The following is a 21,349-nucleotide window of genomic DNA, read 5'->3' on the forward strand; positions in this document are numbered from 1 at the left end:
GGCCGACCCGCCGCGAAGGGTCAAGCGAGACTGATCCACGCCGTCTTGAGGTCGGTGTATTTCTCGATCGCGTGAAGGGACTTGTCGCGGCCGAAGCCGGACTGCTTGACGCCGCCGAGCGGCACGGTGATGTCGGCGCCGCCGTAGGTGTTGACGTGGACGACGCCGGCATTGATGGCGCGGACCATGCGATGCGCGGCGGACAGGTTCGAGGTCCACACGGCGGAGGCGAGGCCGTAGACGGTGGCGTTGGCGAGACGCACCGCCTCCTCCTCGGTGTCGAAGCGCATGACGCCGAGCACCGGGCCGAACACTTCCTCGCGGGCAAGCTGCATGTTCTCAGTCACGTTCTCGAAGATGGTCGGCGCCATGTAGGTGCCGCCGGTCTCGGTCAGGATGCGCTCGCCGCCGGTGACGAGCCGAGCGCCCTCCTCCATGGCCTTCGAAACGAAGCCCAGATTTTTGGTCAACTGCTCGGCGCTCGACACCGCGCCGATGTCGCTTAAGAGATCGAGCGGATCACCCACCTTCAGCTTCGCGGTCGCCTTGAGAAGCTCGTCCATGAAGCGGTCGTAGATCGAGGCCTGGACCAGCAGCCGCGAACCTGCAACGCACACCTGTCCGGAATTGCGGAAGATACCGTTAGCCGACACCACCGCCGCCTGCTTCAGGTCCGGCGCATCGGCAAAGACGATGTTGGGCGACTTGCCGCCGAGCTCGAGGAAGACGCGTTTCAAATTGGATCGCGCGGAGTATTCGAGCAGGCGGCGGCCGACCGGCCCGGAGCCGGTGAAGGCGATGGCGTCGACATCCATATGCAGGCCGAGCGCCTCGCCGGCGACCGAGCCGCGGCCGGTGACGACGTTGAAGACGCCTTCGGGCAGGCCGGCCTCGGCGGCGAGTTCCGCCAGCCGCAGCAATGTGAGCGAGGCGATCTCCGGCGGCTTGACGACGATGGCGTTGCCGGCGGCTAAAGCCGGCGCGATCTTCCAGGCGCCGATCATCAGCGGGAAATTCCATGGCACGATGACGCCGACGACGCCGAGCGGCTCCTTGTGGATCAGGCCGAGCACGTTCTCGACAGTAGGCGCGATCTCGCCATAAACCTTGTCGATCGCCTCGGCGTAGTAGCGGATGGTGCCGGCGGCTGAAAGCGGCTCGGCCTTGTAGGCCATGTTGATCTCGGTGCCGTTGTCGCGCACGCCGAGCACGGCGAGCTCGTCGACATGCTTCTCGACCAGCTCGGCGAATTTCGTCAGCACCTTCTTGCGAAAGGCAGGGGCCGCGCGCGACCACGAGCCTTTCGCGAACGCCTTGCGCGCCGAGGCCACCGCACGGTCGACATCGGCTGCGCCGCCATCGGCGATACTGGCGAAGGGGCGACCGTCGATCGGCGAGATCACCGGCAGGCTGGCGCCGCCCTGCGCGTCCACCTGGGTTCCATCGATGAACAGGTGCCGCGCGCCGACGTCGGCCTTGCGCAGCGTATCGATGGTGTCCTGGCTGATCATCGTCAATCGGCTCCAAAGGCTACATGAAGTGTCGCCGGCGCGCGGAACTCCCAGCCGCGGAAGACCGGCTTCTTGCCCGGCATCAGCCTGAGATCCGGAAAGCGCTCGAGCAGCAAGCGTAGCGCAAGACACATCTGCTCGCGCGCGAAGAAACGGCCCGAGCAGAAATGATGGCCGAAGCCGAAGGCGGCGTGGTTGCCCTCCTCGCGGCCGATGTCGAATCGATCGGGATCGCTGAAGCGGCTCTCGTCGCGGCTGGCCGAGGAAACCAATGCCGCGACCGGCGCGCCGGCGGGAATTGTCGCGCCGCCAAGCTCGACGGGCCGCGTCGTCTGGCGCGTCTGCGTGCCGATCGGCGCCACCCAGCGCAGGCCCTCGTCGACCGCCTTCGGCACGAAGGTCTCCAGATCGTCGAGCACCCGGCGCAACTGTTCGGGATGGGTGAGCAGGCCGACAAGAATCGAGCCGGCGCCATGGCCGGGCTCCTGCATGCCGCCGAGCAGGATGACCTTGATGGTCGGCATCAGGAAATCGATCGGCCGGGTCGAGCCCTCCGGCATGCCGTCATGCAGCATGTGCGAGAGCGCCGAGTCGTCGGGCTCGCGCGTGAGCCGCTCTAGCGTCGGCTGGACGGCGGCGCCGACTTCGGCGCTGATTGCGTCGGCGATTTCCTGCCGCTTCGGATCGTTCTCGAAATTGATGGCGCCCTGGGCGAGGCCATAGAACCAGCGCCGCAAGGTCGGCATGTCGACATCGGCAAGGCCGAGCGAGCGCGCCAGGCTCAGCGTCGACACCGGCTCGAAATAGTCGGCCATCAGTTCGGCCGAGCCGTGTTCGGCGATCCTGTCGAGATAGGGTTCGGCGATCGACCGCACGAGCTCGCCGGCATAGGCCGCGACGGTGCGCGGCCGGTATTTCGGATCGACGCCCTGGCGAAGCTGCTTGTGCACGTCGCCATCGGTGGTGAGGATGGTCGGCTTGCCGAAGGAGCGCTCGACGGGCGAGGTGCCGACGACCGCGGAAAAAATGTCGGGCGATTTCGCGACGCTCTCGACGTCCTTCCAGCGAGTGACGAACCAGAGGTTGACTGCAGGCACGAAGGCGACCGGCGCGCTGCGCCTCAACTCCGCATAGATCGGATAAGGATCGGCCTCCAGCGCCTCGACGGTGATGCTCTCGGCAAAGCTCATGTCGCTGCTCCTGCTGTCTGGGAAGGGCGGCGACGAGCGCCGCCCCTTCTGTCCATCAATCCTTCAGCGGCTTGCCAAGGCTTTGGAAGGCAACCGGATCGCGGCTCCTCAAAGCACTCGCGAGGAGCAGGCCGGCCACGGCCGCGATCAGCACCAGCGCCGGCAGGAAGACGCCGAGGAAACCGCCGGCACCCGACAGGCTGCCGAAATTGATGACGATGAGATAGATGATGATGGCGAAGGCGATGAAGGTCAGCGCCGGCAGGATCGTGGTCTTCAGCGCGTTCTCCTGGCTCGACGGATTGGCGCGGAAATATATCACGACGGCGAGCGAGGCCACCGCCATCATGACGATGACGCCGAGCGTGGCGACGTTGGTCAGCCATGAGAACAGCGCCAGCACAGGATCGAGGCCGAGCACGGCGAAGAGCCCGACGACTATTGCCGCAAGCACCGTCTGGATGACCGACGCGACATGCGGGCTTTGATGCGCCGAATGCGTGACGCCGATCGTCTGCGGCAAGAGCTTCTCGCGGCCGGCGACATAGATGTAGCGGGCGACCGCGTTGTGGAAGGCCAGCACGCCGGCGAACAGGCTGGAGACGAAGAGGATGCTCATGGCGTGGGTGAGCAGCGTTCCGGCATAGCGGTCGGACAGGCCGAACAGGAAGGTGGTCGGGTCCTGCAGGCCCTGCAGCGACGGCAGCAGCTTGTCGACACCGGCGCCGACCGCCATCAGCCATGCGGTGATCATGTAGAAGAGGCCGATCAGGATGACGGAGAAATAGGTGGCGCGCGGAATGGTTACCTTGGGGTCGCGCGCTTCCTCGGCATAGATCGTCGTCGCCTCGAAGCCGATGAAGGCGGCAAAGCAGAACAGGATGGCGATCGCCGGCGCGCCGCTGGTGATCTGACTCCAGCTGAAGGGCGCGGCCGACAGGCCGCTGTCGCCGCCGGTCTTGAGGATCGTCAGGTCGAGGATCAGCACGACGACATATTCGGCAAGCACCAGCACCGTCAGGATCTTGGCCGACAGGTCGACCTGGCGGTAGCCGAGCATGGCGACGATGGCGATGGCGATGAAGCTCCACGCCCACCAGGGCAGCGTGACGCCCCATCCGGCAAACAGGCCGGCGGTCGCGGCGCCGAGCAGGCCCATGACGCCAATCTGCATGGCATTATAGGACAGGATGGCGATCAGCGCGGTAGCGCCGCCGGCGAGACCGCCGAGGCCGCGCGCGGCATAAGCATAGAAGGCGCCGGCATTGCCGATGTGGCGCGACATGGCGACATAGCCCACCGCGAATAGCAGCAGCAAAAGCGTCACAATGAGATAGGTGCCGGCAAAGCCGGCGCCGTTGCCCATGAGCATGCCGAGCGGCGTGCCGCCGGCGACAGCCGTGAGCGGGGCAGCAGCCGAGATCACCATGAAAGTGATGGCGCCGACGCCGAGGCTGTTCTTCCTCAGCCGGTTCACTTCGCCGGCTTCAAGTGTGGTCATTTTTCCCTCCATTCCGCGCTGCGGAAACCAAGTGTCCCTGAGATGCCGAAGGCCTTCTGGTGGGCCGATGATCATTTCATTATTTGCAACGGCATTTCGATATTAGACTTGCAAAGGAATCGACTTGCTGTCAAGTTAATTCGCACGTTAAGTATCTGATGGAGGATCGGGCACGCGATGAGCACGGTGGGCAAAGCCATTTCGCTGCTGGAAATGCTGGGCAGCCGCGCGCCCGAGACGGCGCTCGCCGACCTTGCCAAGGGCGCCGGCTTTGACAAGGCGACGACGCGCCGCCTGCTGGTTTCGCTTATTGCGCATGGGCTGGTGGAACAGGACGAAACCACGCGTCTTTACCGGCTGGGCGCCGGCATCGCGCGGCTGGCGCTGATGCGCGAGGCGCAGTTTCCGTTCCTGCGCATGGCGGCGCCGGTCGTCGAGCAACTGGCGGCGGAGACCGGCGAGACCGTGCATCTCTCGGAATATTCGAAGCGCGGCCTGATCACCGTTCAAGTCATCGAATCGGCCAAGGCCAACCGTGTCAGCGTGCAGCTCGGCGACATGCTGCCGATGCATGCGACGGCGTCGGGCATCGCCTTCCTCGCCTTCACGGAAGAGCGCGTGCGCGAAGGCATTCTCACCGGGCCGCTGCCCGCATTCACGCCCTTTACGATCGGCGACGTGGAGACACTCGCCGAGCATATTGCGGCTGCTCGCGCTCGGGGTCATTCGACCGGCTCCCAGGGCTATGAGGAAGGCGTGCTCAGCGTGGCCTCCCCCATCCTCGGCGCCGATGGTTTTGCCATCGGCACCATCGCCATCGCCGCGCCTCGGGTGCGCATCCACAAGGGCGACATTGAGCGCTACGGCGCCAGCGTCGCGGCGGCGGCGCGCGAGATCGGCGAACGGCTGTTCGGGCGGCAAAATCGGCCCGGCCAGAAGCGGGCATCATAACCAACAAGAAACTGCGAGGAGACCTGACGTGGAGGAGACACGCCGAATCCTGGTTATCGGCACCGGCGACACCAAGACCGACGAACTGCTGTTCATGCGCGAGCGCATCGAGGCGGTCGGCGGCGTTGCCGTGATGATGGACGTCAGCGTGCTTGGCGATCCGCCCTACAGGCCGGAGCATGACCGGCATGCCGTGGCCCGCGCCGCCGACACGACTATCGAAGCGATCATCGCCAGCGGCGACGAGAACTCGGCAATGACGCTGATGGCGCTCGGCGCGTCGCGACTTGCCCGCTCGCTTCATGACAAGGGCGAGATCGACGGCGTCATCGCGCTCGGCGGCTCTATGGGCACCGACCTCGCGCTCGACGTCGCGCTTGCGCTGCCGCTCGGCGTGCCGAAATTCGTCGTCTCGACAATCGCCTATTCGCATCTATTGCCGCCCGAGCGCATCGCCACGGACCTGATGATGATCTTGTGGGCGGGCGGCCTCTATGGCCTCAACAGCGCCTGCAAGGCGGTGCTGTCGCAGGCTTGCGGCGCGGTCGTAGGCGCGGCGCAGGCTGTGGTCAAACCCGATGTATCGCGGCCGAAGATCGGCATGAGCTCGCTGGGAAAAAGCTGCTTGCAATATATGGTGACGCTGAAGCCGGAACTGGAAAAGCGCGGCTATGAGGTGATCGTCTTCCACACCACCGGCATGGGCGGACGGGCGCTGGAAGCGATTGCCGCGCAGAAGGGTTTCGTCGCGGTGCTTGACTTCAGCCTGCAGGAGCTTGCCAACCAGCTCACCGGCTCGGTGGTGAATTCGGGCAGCGACCGGTTGGAGAATGCTGGGCGGCAGGGCATCCCGCAGATCGTCGCGCCCGGCGCCATCGACATGGTGGATTTTCCGACCTGGCAGGCGGTGCCGTCGCGCTTCACCGAGCGGCCCTATCATGCGCACAACCGGCTGCTTGCCTCCGTCACGTCGGACGGCGCGACGCGCCAGGAAATCGCGCGCGCCATCGGCGAGAAGCTAAGTACGGCAACCGGCCCGACCGCCTTCATCCTGCCTGTCGGCGGCATCCAGCAATGGGACAAGGAAGGCGAGCCGCTCTATGAGCCGGAAGCGCTTTCGGCATTTGTCGCCGAAATGCGCATGAGCGTGCCCGCCAATGCCGAGCTGCATGAAATCGCCGGCCACATCAACGACGCCGCCTTCAGCGCCAAGGCGCTGGAGATCTTCGACCGCTGGGTCGCCGGAGGCATCGTTCCGCCCGGCAGGCAAGCGGCATGAGCGAGGCGAAGCCAAAAGCGCTGGTGCTCGATTTCGGCGGCGTCGTGACACGCACGCTGTTCGAGACGCATGCGCTGACCGAGCGCGCGCTCGGGCTCAAGCCCGGCACGCTCAACTGGCGCGGGCCGTTCGACCCGGCCTCCGATGCGCTGTGGCGCTCGATGCAGGCCGACGAGATCAGCGAGCGCGATTATTGGAAGACGCGCACGCGCGAGGTCGGCCGGCTGGTCGGGGAAGACTGGCATGACATGTCGACCTTCGTGCAGCGGGCGCGCGGCGCCGAACCGCAGGCGGTGGTGCGGCCGGAGGCTGAGCGGGCGATCCACATTGCCCATGAAGCCGGCGTGCGGCTCGCCATCCTCTCCAACGAGCTCGACCTGTTCTACGGCAAGTCTTTTCGCGAACGGCTGCCGCTGCTTGCGCTGTTCGAGGCGATCGTCGACGCGACCTACACGAAATCCTCAAGCCCGACGCCCGCGCCTATGCGATGGTCGGCGAGGCATTGCAGGTGCCGCTTGCGGCCTGCGTCTTCGTCGACGACCAGAAGCGCAATGTCGACGGCGCGATTGCCGCCGGCATGCCCACCGTTCAATTCGACGTCGCAGAGCCGGCGCGAAGCTATGCCGAGGCGCTCAGTCCTTTCGGCCTGATGCTCTCCTAATCGGAAAAACCGGAGTCCCTCCCGATGCGTGACATCAACTTCCTCACCGAAAACAACGCCAAGCCGATCTGGCACCCGATGGCGCATCCGGCCGAAATGCGGGCGACGCCGCCGAAGATCATCATGAAGGGCGAAGGCGTATCGGTCACCGATGCCGAGGGCCGCACCGTGCTCGACGCCGTCGGCGGCTTGTGGAACGTCAACCTCGGCTACAGCTGCGATCCGATCAAGCAGGCGATGGCCGCCCAGCTCGACGCCCTGCCCTATTACTCCGGCTTTCGCGGCACCTCCACCGGACCGTCTATCGAGCTTGCCTATGACCTCACCGAATGGTTCGCGCCGGAAGGCATGGTGCGCGCCTTCTTCACCTCGGGCGGCTCGGACTCGGTCGAGACGGCGCTCAGGCTCGCGCGCCAATATTGGAAAATTCGCGGCCAGGGCGACCGGACGAAATTCCTGGCGCTGAAGAAGGGCTATCACGGCACGCATTTCGGCGGCGCCTCGGTCAACGGCAACGCGAATTTCCGCCGCAACTACGAGCCGCTGCTGCCCGGCGTCTTCCATACGCCGGCGCCGTGGACCTATCGCAACCCGTTCGACGAGACCGATCAGGCAAAGCTGGCAAAGCTGTGCGCGCGGGCGATCGAGGACGAGATCGCCTTCCAGGGCGCCGACACGATCGCCGCGTTCATCATGGAGCCGGTGCTCGGCGCCGGCGGCGTCATCGTTCCGCATGAAAGCTTCATGCCGATGGTCCGGGCGATCTGCGACCGCCACGATATCCTTTTGATCGCCGACGAGGTGGTGACCGGCTTCGGCCGCACCGGCGCCTGGGCGGGCTCGCGGCTCTCCGGCGTGAAGCCGGATTTCATGACCATCGCCAAGGCGGTCACCTCTGGCTATTTCCCGCTCGGCGCCACGCTGATAGGCGCCAAGGTTGCAGACGTCTTCGAGACCGACAAGACGAGCTTCGGCGCGATCGGCCATGGCTACACCTATTCGGGCCACCCCGTGGGTTGCGCGGCCGGCCTTGCGGCGCTCGCCGAGACGAAGCGGCTCGCCGTCAACGAGAACGCCGCGGCGCGCGGCGTCGAGCTCGGCAAGGCGCTCGAAGCGTTGAAGACGAAGCACGCGCTGGTCGGCGACGTCCGCTACCAGGGTTTGATGGCAGCGCTCGAGCTCGTCTCCGACCGCGCCGCCAAGAAGCCGGCCGACAAGAAGACGATGACCGCTGTCGCCGACGCTGCCTATGGCGCCGGCGTCATGCTGCGCGTCTCCGGCAACACCGTCATCCTGTCGCCGCCGCTGGTGATTTCGGCGACAGATGTGGCGAAGATCGCGGAAGGGTTGGATGTGGGATTGGCGGCTGCTGCGGCAGCCTAGCGAATAGGGAATAGCGAGTAGCGAATAGGGACCGAGCTTTTCCCCTACTCGCTATTCGCTATTCGCTACTCACTATTCGCTCCCTCCGCCATGCCGCCGGCGACACCCCAACCGCTTGGCGGAAGAAGCGTGAGAAATAGGCGGGATCGTTGAAGCCGGTCTCGTAGGCGATGTCCTCGACCGTGCGGATGGTGAACAGCAGCAGACGCTTGGCCTCGACCAGGCGCCTTTCGCCAATCGCCTGACGCACGCCGGAGCCCAGCACCTGATGCGCAGCCTTGTCGAGCAGATGCCTGGTGGTGCCGAGTTCCTCGACATACCGCTCGACCGGCCAATCGTCGCGGAAGTGGCGGTCGATCAGCCGCCTGAGACGGCCGCCCAGCGCAACCGCGGCCGGCACGGTCACCGCATGCGATTGCGCATCGAGGCGGGCGATGTGCGACAGCGCGACGGCGACCAGCGGCGGCAGGATTTTTTCCGCGCCGGGTTGCGCCTCGGCATATTCAGCCTGGATCATCCTGACTGTGTCGCCGAGCCTTTGCCAAAGCGCTGCCTCGCCCCGTCCGGTGACGAAAACCGGCTGGTCGAGCGGCAGCGCGGAATGTTCGGCGATCACAGCAAGCGCCGCATCCGCGACCGAGACGACAATCGCGTCCGTGCCCGGCTCGATGTCGAAGCCATGCACCACGCCGCTCGGCATGAAGCTCACCGTCGGTGCCGAAAAACTCCAGGTTTCATCCTCGATCCGGTAGATGCCCCGACCACTCGTCCAGAAGGTGACCTGCGCCATCTGCGGATGCTTGTGAGCCAGCACCCGGCCGCGATGCACGGAGGCGCGGGCCAGCACAGTTTCGACGTGCAAAAAGCCGACATCAAGGGCCCGCGCCGGTTCGCCGTAAACGAAGAATTCGGGAATAAGGGACTGGGTCATGACGCCGGAAAAAATCCAACCTATTTTGGATTTTGTCCATAACCCGCGGCGGTCAAATTCGCTAAACTTAACATGTTAAGGGAGGATGATGATGCGATCGGAAGATTTCCGTGCCGACACGTCGCGGCCGTTCACGGGCACCGAATATCTGGCGAGCCTGCGCGACGGGCGCGAGGTCTATATCAATGGCGAACGGGTGGCCGACGTCACCAGCCATCCGGCGATGCGCAATTCGGTGCGTTCGCTGGCGCGCCTCTACGATGCGCTGCACGATCCCAATCAGCAACCGGTCCTGACCTCGCCGACCGACACCGGCTCGGGTGGCTACACGCACAAATATTTCCGAGTTGCCCGCTCCGCTGCCGAGCTTGCAGCGCAGCAAAGCGCGATCGCGCATTGGGCGCGCATGACCTACGGCTGGATGGGCCGCACCGCCGACTACAAGGCGGCGCTGATGAACACGCTCGGCGCCAATGCCGAATGGTACGGGCCGTTCAAGGACAATGCGCGAGCCTGGCACAAACGCGCCCAGGAAGCGGTCCTGTTCATGAACCACGCGATCGTCAATCCGCCGATCGACCGCCACAAGCCGGCCGAGCAGGTGAAGGACGTGTTCGTGCACATCACCAAGGAGAACGACGCCGGCATCTGGGTGTCCGGCGCCAAGGTGGTCGCAACGTCGTCGGCGCTGACCCACTACAATTTCCTGGCGCAGAGCTCGGCGACGGTCACCGAGGATCCGTCGCTTTCGGTGATGTTCATCGTGCCGATGAACGCACCGGGCATAAAGATGTTCTGCCGCGTCTCCTACGAGCAGACGGCGAACAGCGTCGGCCACCCCTTCGACTATCCGCTGTCGTCGCGCTTCGACGAGAACGACGCGATCCTGGTGCTCGACAATGTCTTCATTCCCTGGGAGGACGTGCTGGTGCTGCGCGATGCGCAAAAAATCCTGTCCTTCCATCCGGCGTCGGGCTTCATGCACGGCTACTGCTTCCAGGGCTGCACGCGCTTTGCCGTCAAGCTCGACTTCCTCGCCGGCCTGCTCGCCAAGGCCTTGCGCGCCACCGGCGGCGACGCCTTCCGCGGCAACCAGGCGGCGCTCGGCGAGGTGATTGCGCTGCGCCACATGTTCTGGAGTTTTTCCAACGCGATGGCGCACAATCCCATTCCATGGGCGAACGGCGCGGTGCTGCCCAATCTCGAGGCGGCGCTCGCCTATCGCACCTTCATGTCGGAGGCTTATCCGCGCGTCATCGATACGGTGCGCCGGGTGATCGCCTCGGGGCTGATCTACCTGCCCTCCTCGGCGCGCGACTTCGACAACCCGGAGATCGACCGCTATCTCGCGCAATATGTGCGCGGCTCGAACGACATGGGCCATGTCGAGCGCATCAAGATCATGAAGCTTTTGTGGGACGCGACCGGCACCGAATTCGGCGGCCGTCATGCGCTCTATGAGCTCAACTATGCCGGCGCGCCCGAAGAGGTGCGGCTGCAGGTGCTGAAGGGCGCCGAGCGCGGCGGTCGGCTGAAGCAGATGGAGGAACTCGTCGACCAATGCATGGCCGACTATGACGAAAAGGGCTGGACCGGCGATAGCTGGCTGCCGCCGCTTGCCGCCCAGGCCAACTGACGGAGGCAGGCGATGGAGGCACAAGTCGCGAGGCTGGAATTCCGCGAGGCCATGGCGCGGGTCTGCGCGCCGGTCAACATCGTCACCACCGACGGCCCGGCCGGGCGCGGCGGCTTTACCGCGACCGCCATGTGCAGCGTCTCCGACGATCCGCCGACGCTGCTGGTCTGCATGAACGAGCGTTCGGCGCAGACCGGCATGTTCCTCGCCAACCAGCGTTTTTGCGTCAACGTGCTGACCCAGTCGCACATGCATCTGGCGGGAAAGTTCGCCGGCGCGATCCGCGACATGGCCGAGCGTTACAGCGCCGCGCGCTGGCAGACCATGCCATCCGGCATGCCGGCGCTGCTCGATGCCATCGTCAGCTTCGATTGCGAGATCGGCGCGGTGAACAAGGTCGGCACGCACAATGTGATGTTCGGCCGTGTGGTCGACATCCGCCACGGCAGCGACGAGGCGGCGCTGCTCTATGTCGGACGCAATTACATGCAGCCGAGCGCGCTGGGGAGTTTTGGGGGGTGAGCATCTTCCCTTCTCCCACAAGGGGAGAAGGGAAGTCCCGCCAAGGATCACCCCTCCGTCGATTCCGACTGAATCAGGCTCTCCAGCATATCCAGCAGGCGCTCGTGCTCTTCGGCGCCGTAGCGCTTCTCGATGGCGTCGTAGATGGCGATGCGCTCGGGCGCCAGTTCCTCGATCAGCGCCACGCCGGCCGGACTGATGGCGAGCAGCGCTCGGCGGCCGTCGTCCTTGACCTTGTTGCGGGTGATGAACTCCCGCTCCTCCATCGCCTTGATGATGCGGGTCAGGCTGGGCGGCAAGATCGAGGCGCGGTTGGCGAGCTCGGTCGCTTCCAACGGCCCTGTCTCCGCAAGCACACGCAGCACGCGCCATTGCTGCTCGGTGATGTCGTGGCGGGCAAGCATCGGCCGGAAATGCGCCATGATCACTTCGCGGGCGCGAAGCAGAGCCATCGGCAGCGAACGGCGAGTGCTGGGCGGTAGCAAAATCAGGTCTCCGAAAAATCCAATCCAGTACGACTCGCGGCAAATATTAAGGCTCGGGTCGCAGCTATATCCGCGATTTTGCCGGGAGCGGCAATCCCACCCCGGAAGCTGCATTGGCATAGAGAACGACGCTTGACATTCGGCCGTCAAGATGTAATTCACATGTTAATTACAAGGTGGAGGAACCCTTGCCGCACATGGCGATCGAATATTCGGCGAATCTCGACGCGAAGGTCGACATGGGCGAGCTCTGCGCGCTGGTCTCGCGCACCATCCTCGAAACCGGCCTGTTCGAGCCGGGCGCGGTGAGAGTGCGCGCCTTCCGCGCCGAGGCCTACGCGATCGCCGACCGGCTGCCCGAGAACGGCTTCATCGACATGAATTTCCGCATCGGCAAGGGCCGCAGCGCCGAGGAGAAGAAGCGCGCCGGCGAGGCGATCTTCGCGGTCGTCACGGATCATCTCGGGTCGCTGTTCGCCACGCCGCATTTCGCGCTGTCGCTGGAGATCCGCGAGATCGACGCCGAACTCAGCTGGAAGAAGAACGCCATCCATCCGCGCCTGCGTGGCAAGTAAACGGGCGCGGCAAATAATCGAGAACAGGAAAGACCCATGGCGGCACTGGACGACAATCTGAGAAAAGCCGAGGCCTATCTCGAACGCTTCCGCACAGACGGCGTGCTCAACCAGATCGGCGGCGAGGCGGTGCCCTCCGCCGACGGCTCGACCTTCGAGACGCTCTCGCCCGTCGACCTCAAGCCGCTTGCCACGGTCGCGCGTGGCAAGGCCGCCGACATTGACCGCGCCGCTAAGGCTGCCCGGGCCGCCTTCAAGGACTGGGCGGCGATCTCGGGCGACGCCCGCAAGAAGCTGCTCCACAAAATCGCCGACGCCATCGTCGCGCGGGCGGAGGAGATCGCCTTCGTCGAATGCATGGACACCGGCCAATCGCTGAAGTTCATGGCCAAGGCAGCACTGCGCGGCGCGGAGAATTTCCGCTTCTATGCCGACCGCGCGCCGGAAGCGCGCGACGGCCGCTCGCTCAGGGCGCCAGGCCAGCTCAACATGACGACGCGCGTGCCGATCGGCCCGGTCGGCGTGATCACGCCGTGGAACACGCCCTTCATGCTCTCGACCTGGAAGATCGCGCCGGCTTTGGCCGCCGGCTGCACGATCGTCCACAAGCCGGCGGAGCTATCGCCGCTCACCGCCCGGCTGCTGGTCGAGATCGCCGAGGAAGCAGGGCTCCCCAAGGGCGTCTGGAATCTCGTCAACGGTTTTGGCGAAGACGCCGGCCGGGCGCTGACCGAGCACCCCGATATCAAGGCGATCGGCTTCGTCGGCGAGAGCCGCACCGGCTCGATGATCATGAACCAGGGCGCCGAGACGCTGAAGCGGGTGCATTTCGAGCTCGGCGGCAAGAACCCGGTCATCGTCTTCGCCGACGCCGATTTGGAGCGCGCCGCGGACGCCGCCGTCTTCATGATCTATTCGCTGAACGGCGAGCGCTGCACCTCGTCCTCGCGCCTCTTGGTCGAAGCGTCCGTCCACGACAAGTTCACCGATCTGGTGGCGGGGAAGGCCAGGCGCATCAGAATAGGCCATCCGCTCGACCCCGAAACCGTGGTCGGTCCCCTCATCCATCCGATGCACGAAGAAAAAGTGCTGTCCTATATCGAGATCGGCAAATCGGAAGGCGCGGTGGTTGCCGCCGGCGGCGGCAAGTTCGCCGGCCCCGGCGGCGGCTGCTATGTCAGCCCGACGCTGTTCGTCGGCGCCACCAACAAGATGCGCATCGCCCAGGAGGAAATCTTCGGGCCGGTGCTGACCGCTATCCCGTTCAAGGACGAGGCCGAGGCGCTGGCTCTGGCCAACGACACGCGGTATGGCCTCACCGGTTATCTGTGGACCTCGGACGTCACCCGCGCGCTGCGCTTCACCGATGCGCTCGACGCCGGCATGATCTGGGTGAATTCGGAGAATGTGCGCCATCTGCCGACGCCGTTCGGCGGCGTCAAGAGTTCGGGCATCGGCCGCGACGGCGGCGACTGGTCGTTCGACTTCTACATGGAAACCAAGAACATCGCGTTCGCCACGGCGCCGCATTCGATCCAGAAGCTCGGCGGCTGACCGGAGACACATGATGGCCCTGCCTCAACCCAACCTCTACCCTGCCTTCAATATCGTGCGGCTCTCCCATGTCGAGCTGGCCGTCACCGACCTTGCCAAATCCCGCGCGTTCTATGTCGACACGCTCGGCCTGCAGGTGACCGACGAGACCAGCGACGCGATCTATCTGCGCGCGCTGGAAGAGCGTGGCCATCACTGCATCGTGCTGCGCAAGGCGACGACGCCGGAAGCGCGCGAGCTCGGCTTCAAGGTCTTTTCCGACGAGGACCTCGACAAGGCAGCGCACTTCTTCGCGGCCAAGGGCCTGCCGGTGGAATGGGTCGAGCGTCCCTATCAGTCGCGCACCTTCCGCACGCGCGATCCGCACGGCATTCCGCTCGAATTCTATTCGAAGATGGAGCGGCTGCCGCCGATCCACCAGAAATACGCGCTGTATAAGGGCGTGAAGCCGCTGCGCATCGACCACTTCAACTGCTTCTCGCCGAATGTCGATGAAGCGGTGGCCTTCTACAACGAGCTCGGCTTCCGCGTGACCGAATACACAGAGGATGCCGAGACCGGGAAGCTGTGGGCCGCCTGGACGCACCGCAAGGGCGGCGTGCACGACATCGCCTTCACCAACGGTCTTGGCCCACGGCTGCACCACGTCGCCTTCTGGGTGCCGACGCCGCTCAACATCATCGACCTGCTCGACCTGATGGCGACCACCGGCTGGCTGCCGAACATCGAGCGCGGACCTGGACGGCACGGCATCTCCAACGCCTTCTTCCTCTACATCCGCGATCCCGACAACCATCGCATCGAGATCTATTGCTCGGACTACCAGACGGTCGATCCGGACCTGGAGCCGATCAAGTGGGACCTGAAGGATCCGCAGCGCCAGACGCTGTGGGGCGCGCCGGCGCCCAGGAGCTGGTTCGAGGAAGGCAGCCTCTTTGCCGGCGTGAAGCCGCGCCAGTCGGATCTGGCAGCATCGCCGATTATTGCGCCTTGATAGGCTATTGGGAGATGTTCGCGTTCCTTCGCGCCCCCCTCTGTCCTGCCGGACATCTCCCCCTCAAGGGGGGAGATTGGATGTCACCTCCGCCTTCGCCAATTTTCACCGCTGCAAGAAAAGCGCCGGCCGCGAATTCTGCTGATCTCCCCCCAAGAGGGGGAGATGTCCGGCAGGACAGAGGGGGGCGCCGTAGAGCTCGACGCTTCCGGTTGGCCAACAGAACCCACTGCGGAGCATCAGCATGAGCGCGGGACGTCTCGCCACCTTTACCGCCGGCGGCAAGACGCGCTACGGCGCGATCACCGGCAAGGGCGTCGTCGACCTTTCGGCGCGCCACAGCGAATGGCCGACATTGCGCCAAGCGATCGAGGCCGGTGCACTTCGGAAACTGGCAGATGAAGCGCACAGTTTTGCCGCCGACTTCCGGGTCGAGGACATCGCCTACGAGATCCCGATCCCCTCCGCGGAAAAGATCATCTGTGTCGGCGTCAACTATCCGGACCGCAACGAGGAATACAAGGACGGGCAGGCAGCGCCCTCGAACCCGTCGCTGTTCATCCGCTTCCCGCGTTCCTTCGTCGGCCACGGCGCGCCGCTGGTGCGGCCGCCGGACTCTTCGCAGCTCGACTATGAGGGCGAGATCGTCATCGTCATCGGCAAGGGCGGCCGCCGCATTTCGGAGGCCGATGCGCTCGGCCATATCGCGGCGCTTTCGCTCTGCAATGAAGGCACCATCCGCGACTGGGTGCGCCACGCCAAGTTCAACGTCACGCAGGGCAAGAATTTCGACCGCAGCGGCTCGATCGGGCCATGGCTGGTGCCGTTCACCGATGAGGCGCAGATCGCCGATATCGGCCTCACCACCCGCGTCAACGGCGAGGTGCGCCAGCAGGACCGCACCGGGCGCATGATCTTTTCCTTCCGCAAGATCATCAACTACATCTCGACCTTCACCACGCTGGTGCCCGGCGACGTCATCGTGACCGGCACGCCGACCGGCGCGGGAGCGCGCTTCGAGCCGCCGATCTGGCTGAAGCCGGGCGATGTCATCGAGGTCGAAGCCGACGGCATCGGCCTGCTGCGCAACGGCGTCGTCGACGAGGGAACCGCCCGATGATGACCGACGAGCAAATCGAGGACGCCGCCCGCAGGCTGTTCGAAGCCGAACGCGGTCGCCGCCAGATCAGGCTGCTCAGCCTCGATTTTCCGCATGCGACGATGGATGACGCCTATCGCGTGCAGGCGGCGCTGGTGAAGCGGAAGGTCGCATCGGGGCTCACGGTCAAGGGCTGGAAGATTGGCCTAACCTCGAAAGCGATGCAGTCGGCGCTCAGCATCGACATCCCGGATTCCGGCATTCTGTTCGACGACATGTTCTTCGAGGATGGCGGCAGGGTGCCGGCCGATCGTTTCATCCAGCCGCGCATCGAAGCCGAGATCGCCTTCGTCATGAAGGCGCCGCTCGCCGGCCCGGACGTTTCCATCGACGATGTGCTCGACGCGACAGATCATGTCACTCCGGCGTTGGAAATCCTCGACACCCGCATCGAGCGGATGAACAAGGAAACCGGCAGAATCCGCACCTTCTTCGACACGATCTCGGACAACGCCGCGAATGCAGGCATCGTCGTCGGCGGCCGCGCGGCCGGACCGCGCGAGGCGGACCTGCGCTGGATCGGCGCCATCGTGTCGCGCAATGGCGAGGTCGAGGAGACCGGGCTCGGCGCCGGCGTGCTCGATCATCCGGCCAAGGGCATCGTCTGGCTCGCCAACCGGCTCCACCAGTACCGCATGCGGATCGAGGCCGGCCAGGTGGTGCTGTCGGGTTCCTTCATCCGTCCGGTCGAATGCCGACATGGCGACCAGATCCTCGCGGATTTCGGACCTTTTGGTGCGATCCGCATCGCCTTCGCCTGATCCCGTTAATCTTCTCTTCTTTTTGTGCAGTTCCGGACGGAAAACCGCCGCGCACTTTTGGAAAGAAAAAGGCCGGGCGCGAAAAGCGGCCCGGCCAAGAAATGAAGGTCATAACCTTCAGAGGGGAACATCGTCCGGCGCAATGGGAGGAAAACACCGGACGACACCCGTTATGTGGGCTTTGGCCGACCCGTTTGCGACGAACAGAATTCCAAAAACTGCCCAAAACGCGAAAAAATCTCGCTCGGGCAGTGCAAATGTTCAGCTGGCGGCCGCTGCTTTTTCCAGCAGATCGGCATAGTGCCGGCGCGCGACGTCCGGATGCGATCTCAGCCGGCTCTTCAGCACGTTGGTTCCGACGTTGCGGAAGAGCGGATTATCGGGATCGCTGGCCGGGCCGCGCGCTTCGGCCGCCAGTTCCTCCGGCAGGTCGAGCAGCGGGATGGTCGCGTCGAGACGGGCGCTGAAGAAGAACGGCACCGAGATCCGCTCGACACCCGCCGGCGGCGTGACGACGCGGTGCACGGTTGCCCTCAGATAGCCGTTCGAGGCCAGCTCGAGCAGCTCGCCGATATTGACCACGAGCGTTTGCGGAATCGGATCCACATTGACCCAGCTGCCGTCATATTCGACCTGCAGCCCCTTGTTCTCGTCCTGAAGAAGAAGGGTGAGGAAGCCGCCGTCCTTGTGCGCACCGACACCCTGGTCGTCGCCGGTGGCGTCGCGACCGAGGTAGCGCACGATCTTCATGCGGTGGTTCGGTTCGCCGCGATAGATCGGATCGAAGGCGTCTTCCGGCTGATCAAGCGAGAGCGCGAAGGCCTTGAGCAGGCGGATCGCCACCTCGGTCGCCTTGGCCTGCCAGGCAAGCAGCGCAGGCTTGAGATCGGGGAGCGCTGCAGGCCATTGGTTCGGGCCCTGCAGCCGTGTCCAGGCCGGCACACCTGGCCCTTGCGGAAGTGTCGCGCGCTCGACGCCGATGTCGAGCTGCTCGCGCCAGTCGGCCTTGCCCTTGGTCAGTTCGCCGCCGGCGCGCGTGTAGCCACGGAACTGCGGCGACTTCGCCATCTCGATGGCGAGCTTGTCGGCTTCCGGCAAGACGAAGAAACTTCGCGCGGCATCGAGCACAGCGTCGATGTCCGGCTGACTTATGCCATGGCCGCTGAGGTAGAAGAAGCCGACATCTCGAGCTGCCGTGCGCAGATCGAACAAGAAAGTCCGCCGTTCCGACGCGCCCTGCTCCAGGCGGTCGAGATCGAGCACCGGAATTATTCTGGCCATGGACAGGTTCCTCTTGCGGCAACTCTTTGTTTTTCGCAATTCCGGACGGAAAACCGCTGTGCACTTTTCCTGGAATTGCTCTGGCGTTTTTCGCAATTCCGGACGGAAAACCGCTGCGCACTTTTCCTGGAATTGCGCTGGCGACCCCGCCGCACGATGACATGCGCGGCATTGCGGGTGAAGAAACGCACCAACCAATCTCGCTGCAAACGGAGCAAGCCGGCGCTCAATTCACGGGCTTTGCGGCAAATAACGTTCGATGCGACCACCGCTTGCCGCGCGTCGCTCATCCGCGATGATCCAGCCGCGCCACCAGCCGGTCACCGATCCACTGGATGCCGCAGACCAGCACGATCAGGACGACGACCACGGCGACCATCACGCTGGTCTCGAAGCGCTGGTAGCCGTAGCGGATGGCAAGGTCGCCGAGACCGCCTGCGCCGATGGCGCCGGCCATGGCGGAGGCGCCGACCAGCGTCACCAGCGTCACCGTGAAGCCGGCGACGATGCCGGGCAGCGCCTCCGGCACCAGCACCTCGCGGACGATCGTCCAACGGTTGCCGCCCATGGCGCGCGCCGCCTCGATCAGACCGTGATCGACCTCGCGCAGCGACACTTCGGCGATGCGGGCATAATAGGGCGTCGCCGCGATCGACAGCGGCACGATCGCCGCCCAGGTGCCGATCGACGTGCCGACGATCAGCCGCGTCACCGGGATCAGCGCCACCAGAAGGATGATGAAAGGGACGGAGCGGAAGCCGTTGATCAAAGCGCCGAGGATGCGGTTCACCCACAGGTTTTCGGCGATGCCGCCGCGATCGGTGGCGACCAGCGCCAGGCCGAGCGGCAGGCCGAAGACCAGCGAAATCAGGCCGGAAGCGCCGGTCATCAGCACGGTCTCCCAGATCGAGCGGAGCAGGAGTTCAAACAGGACCGGCGACATGGCCAAGCACCTCCACCCGCGCGCCGCGGTCTTTGAGGAATGCGATTGTCCGCGCGAGACGCGCGGCGTCGGCGCCGGGGACGGCGAGAAACAGTGTGCCGACAGGCTGCTCTTGGACATGATCGATGCCGCCATGCACGAGGCGGATCGGGCCAGGCACGCTGGCGCTGAGATCAGACAGCAGCGGACCACGCGCCGCTTCGCCCGCCACATCGATCCTGAGGATCGTTTCCGCGCCTTCGCCAGTGGCTAGCCGGCTCGCGATCTCGAGTGGCAGTTGCGGCCGTATGCCTCCGAGCAGGCTTCTGGTGATCTCGGATTTCGGATTGGCGAAGACCTGCCAGACCGCGCCCTCTTCGACGATCCGGCCGGCATCGATCACCGCCACGCGGTCGGCGATCGAACGGATCACCTCCATCTCATGCGTGATAAGCAGGATGGTGAGGCCGAGCCTGGAATTGATGTCCTTGAGGAGCGCCAGGATCGAGCGCGTCGTCTCCGGGTCGAGCGCCGATGTCGCCTCGTCGGAGAGCAGGAGCGCTGGACGAGCGGCGAGCGCCCTGGCAATGCCGACACGCTGCTTCTGCCCACCCGACAGCGAGGCTGGATAGGCCTTGGCCTTCTCCGACAGGCCGACAAGCTGCAGCAGTTCGGCGGCGCGCGCCATGCGCTCGGTGCGCGGCCGGCCTTCGATCTTGAGCGGCAGCGCGACGTTTTCCTCGACGGTTTTCGCCGACAGTAAGTTGAAGTGCTGGAACACCATGCCGATGCGGCGGCGCAGCGGCTGCAAGTCGCGCTCGCTTAGACGGCTGATCTCGCGGCCCTCGATGAAGACCTCGCCGGAATCCGGACGCTCCAGACCGTTCAAGCAGCGGATCAGCGTCGACTTGCCGGCGCCGCTGCGGCCGATGATACCGAGGATCTCGCCCTTGCGCACCGTGAGCGAGACGCCGTCGAGCGCGGCCGTCGCGCCGAAGCGGCGCTTCAGGCCGACGAGGCGGACGACGTCCTCCAGCCCCGTGGGCGGGATGTGGACCGGATCGGCCAGTTCGGCCGTGACATGCTGGTTCATCTCTCTATCCGTTTTAGCGCCTCGCAAACGCGACGGCGGCCCGCTCAACGGCGGTGCCCGTTCCTGCCAGCCAGGCGCCGATCAATAGGCGCTGATCCCGGTGCCCTTATAGACCTTGTCGAACTCGGCCTTCACGGTGTCGTTCTGATAGGCGGCGACCAGGGTCTTCACCCAGGGCTCGTTCTCAGCTCCGGCCTTGACGGCGATGAAGTTGCGGTACGGATTGTCGGCTACCGCCTCCTGCGCGATGCGGTTTTCGGGCGAAAGCCCGCTCTTCAGCGCCCAGTCGGTGTTGACCACGGCGGCGTCGAGATCGTCGACCGAGCGGCCGACGATGCCGGCGTCGAGTTCCTTGATCTCGAGCTTCTTCGGGTTGTCGGCAATATCGGCGGTCGTCGCCAGGATGCCGGTGCCGTCCTTCAGCTTGATCAGGCCCTCATGCTCCAGCACATGCAGCGCGCGGCCCTCATTGGAGGGATCGTTCGGCAGGCCGATGACGGCGCCTTCCGGCAGGCCGTCGACCTTAGCGTGCTTCTTCGAATAGAGGCCGATCGGCCAGACGCCGGTATAGCCGACCGGCACGATGTGATAGCCTTGAGTCTTGATCTGGTTGTCGAGATAGGGCTTGTGCTGGAAGGCATTGGCGTCGATTTCGCCGCGCTCCAGCGCCTCGTTGGGCTGGGTGTAGTCGTTGAAGACCACCGTCTCGATCGTCAGCCCCTTCTTGGCCGCCTCGGCGGTGACGACGCGCCAGACATCCTCGTCCTCGCCGCTGATGATGCCGACCTTGATCGCCTTCTTGTCCTCGGCGAAGGAAGGCGACGGCGCGGCGAGCCCAATGACGGTAAATGTGGCGGCGAGAAGCGCGGCAAGTCCGGCGCGCCTGGTGAATGCCGTAGCGAGAGAATTTGAAGCGTTGCCACGTTCGGACATGATGCGTTCCTTGCGATCCTGAAATCA

General features: G+C 64.9%; 19 protein-coding genes and 1 pseudogene. 11 read left to right on the forward strand and 9 right to left on the reverse strand.

The features are described 5' to 3' along the window. Positions 1-20: 20 nt before the first annotated feature. The 3 genes from EJ071_RS33075 to EJ071_RS33085 are packed head-to-tail and all read right to left on the reverse strand — an operon-like array spanning position 21 to position 4,214. Complete coding sequence (locus EJ071_RS33075) at positions 21-1,511, reverse strand: aldehyde dehydrogenase (RefSeq protein WP_126101613.1); 1,491 nt, start codon at positions 1,509-1,511, stop codon at positions 21-23. 2 nt (positions 1,512-1,513) lie between these two features. After that, positions 1,514-2,701 carry a cytochrome P450 gene (locus tag EJ071_RS33080; RefSeq protein ID WP_126101614.1) on the reverse strand — a complete coding sequence of 396 codons (1,188 nt, stop codon included), beginning with the start codon at positions 2,699-2,701 and terminating at the stop codon, positions 1,514-1,516. Positions 2,702-2,756: 55 nt separating this feature from the next. Then, a complete protein-coding gene (locus EJ071_RS33085) occupies positions 2,757-4,214 on the reverse strand; it encodes an APC family permease (protein ID WP_189521320.1) in 1,458 nt (485 codons plus the stop codon). 165 nt (positions 4,215-4,379) lie between these two features. Here EJ071_RS33085 and EJ071_RS33090 point away from each other — a divergent pair, with 165 nt between their 5' ends. The 4 genes and pseudogenes from EJ071_RS33090 to EJ071_RS33105 all read left to right on the forward strand — a co-directional run bounded on the left by EJ071_RS33090 (position 4,380) and on the right by EJ071_RS33105 (position 8,476). Continuing rightward, a complete protein-coding gene (locus tag EJ071_RS33090) occupies positions 4,380-5,153 on the forward strand; it encodes an IclR family transcriptional regulator (RefSeq protein ID WP_126101616.1) in 774 nt (257 codons plus the stop codon). 28 nt (positions 5,154-5,181) lie between these two features. After that, the gene (locus tag EJ071_RS33095) at positions 5,182-6,432 is read left to right on the forward strand and encodes a Tm-1-like ATP-binding domain-containing protein (protein WP_126101617.1); all 1,251 of its coding nucleotides are present in this window, start codon (positions 5,182-5,184) and stop codon (positions 6,430-6,432) included. Next, positions 6,429-7,093 (forward strand): annotated as a pseudogene (locus tag EJ071_RS33100) (HAD-IA family hydrolase). Before EJ071_RS33095 ends, EJ071_RS33100 begins: the two are co-directional and overlap by 4 nt. 24 nt (positions 7,094-7,117) lie before the next feature. Further along, the gene (locus EJ071_RS33105; protein ID WP_126101618.1) at positions 7,118-8,476 is read left to right on the forward strand and encodes an aminotransferase class III-fold pyridoxal phosphate-dependent enzyme; all 1,359 of its coding nucleotides are present in this window, start codon (positions 7,118-7,120) and stop codon (positions 8,474-8,476) included. Positions 8,477-8,534: 58 nt separating this feature from the next. Here EJ071_RS33105 and EJ071_RS33110 read toward each other — a convergent pair whose 3' ends face one another. After that, a complete protein-coding gene (locus EJ071_RS33110; protein WP_126101619.1) occupies positions 8,535-9,407 on the reverse strand; it encodes a helix-turn-helix domain-containing protein in 873 nt (290 codons plus the stop codon). Between the two features lie 91 nt (positions 9,408-9,498). Between EJ071_RS33110 and EJ071_RS33115 the strand changes: the two genes are divergently transcribed. Together EJ071_RS33115 and EJ071_RS33120 are read left to right on the forward strand one after the other, a co-directional pair. Beyond that, positions 9,499-11,043, forward strand: a complete 1,545-nt coding sequence (locus tag EJ071_RS33115) for a 4-hydroxyphenylacetate 3-hydroxylase N-terminal domain-containing protein (protein WP_126102817.1) — start codon at positions 9,499-9,501, stop codon at positions 11,041-11,043. A gap of 12 nt (positions 11,044-11,055) precedes the next feature. Continuing rightward, positions 11,056-11,565 (forward strand): flavin reductase, encoded by a 510-nt coding sequence (locus EJ071_RS33120; protein ID WP_126101620.1) that lies wholly within the window; start codon positions 11,056-11,058, stop codon positions 11,563-11,565. Between the two features lie 47 nt (positions 11,566-11,612). On the opposite strand, the gene hpaR is transcribed toward EJ071_RS33120, so the two are convergent. Beyond that, positions 11,613-12,017: a homoprotocatechuate degradation operon regulator HpaR gene (gene hpaR, locus EJ071_RS33125; protein WP_245460374.1), complete on the reverse strand. Its 405-nt coding sequence runs from the start codon at positions 12,015-12,017 to the stop codon at positions 11,613-11,615. 221 nt (positions 12,018-12,238) lie between these two features. On the opposite strand from hpaR, the gene EJ071_RS33130 reads away from it, so the two are divergent. From EJ071_RS33130 to hpaH, 5 genes are all read left to right on the forward strand, one after another. Then, on the forward strand, positions 12,239-12,625 hold the full coding sequence (locus EJ071_RS33130; RefSeq protein WP_126101622.1) for a 5-carboxymethyl-2-hydroxymuconate Delta-isomerase: 387 nt from the start codon (positions 12,239-12,241) through the stop codon (positions 12,623-12,625). A gap of 36 nt (positions 12,626-12,661) precedes the next feature. Beyond that, on the forward strand, positions 12,662-14,179 hold the full coding sequence (gene hpaE / locus EJ071_RS33135; protein ID WP_126101623.1) for a 5-carboxymethyl-2-hydroxymuconate semialdehyde dehydrogenase: 1,518 nt from the start codon (positions 12,662-12,664) through the stop codon (positions 14,177-14,179). 13 nt (positions 14,180-14,192) lie between these two features. Then, a complete protein-coding gene (gene hpaD, locus EJ071_RS33140; protein ID WP_126102818.1) occupies positions 14,193-15,173 on the forward strand; it encodes a 3,4-dihydroxyphenylacetate 2,3-dioxygenase in 981 nt (326 codons plus the stop codon). Positions 15,174-15,417: 244 nt separating this feature from the next. After that, positions 15,418-16,293, forward strand: coding sequence for a fumarylacetoacetate hydrolase family protein (locus EJ071_RS33150; protein WP_126101624.1), 876 nt, complete (start codon positions 15,418-15,420; stop codon positions 16,291-16,293). Further along, the gene (gene hpaH / locus EJ071_RS33155; protein ID WP_189521321.1) at positions 16,290-17,093 is read left to right on the forward strand and encodes a 2-oxo-hept-4-ene-1,7-dioate hydratase; all 804 of its coding nucleotides are present in this window, start codon (positions 16,290-16,292) and stop codon (positions 17,091-17,093) included. Before EJ071_RS33150 ends, hpaH begins: the two co-directional genes overlap by 4 nt. Before the next feature lie 261 nt (positions 17,094-17,354). Here the strand turns inward: hpaH and EJ071_RS33160 are convergent, their stop codons facing one another. The 4 genes from EJ071_RS33160 to EJ071_RS33175 form a co-directional block, all read right to left on the reverse strand. After that, positions 17,355-18,374 (reverse strand): isopenicillin N synthase family oxygenase, encoded by a 1,020-nt coding sequence (locus EJ071_RS33160; protein WP_126101625.1) that lies wholly within the window; start codon positions 18,372-18,374, stop codon positions 17,355-17,357. A 286-nt stretch (positions 18,375-18,660) separates the two neighbouring features. Then, positions 18,661-19,317: a methionine ABC transporter permease gene (locus EJ071_RS33165; protein ID WP_126101626.1), complete on the reverse strand. Its 657-nt coding sequence runs from the start codon at positions 19,315-19,317 to the stop codon at positions 18,661-18,663. Continuing rightward, entirely contained in the window at positions 19,298-20,389 is a 1,092-nt protein-coding gene (locus EJ071_RS33170) for a methionine ABC transporter ATP-binding protein (protein WP_126101627.1), read from the reverse strand. Before EJ071_RS33170 ends, EJ071_RS33165 begins: the two co-directional genes overlap by 20 nt. Positions 20,390-20,470: 81 nt before the next feature. Further along, the gene (locus EJ071_RS33175) at positions 20,471-21,322 is read right to left on the reverse strand and encodes a MetQ/NlpA family lipoprotein (RefSeq protein WP_126101628.1); all 852 of its coding nucleotides are present in this window, start codon (positions 21,320-21,322) and stop codon (positions 20,471-20,473) included. Positions 21,323-21,349: the final 27 nt, after the last annotated feature.

It is taken from the genome of Mesorhizobium sp. M1B.F.Ca.ET.045.04.1.1 (assembly GCF_003952465.1).
Lineage (GTDB): Bacteria > Pseudomonadota > Alphaproteobacteria > Rhizobiales > Rhizobiaceae > Mesorhizobium > Mesorhizobium shonense.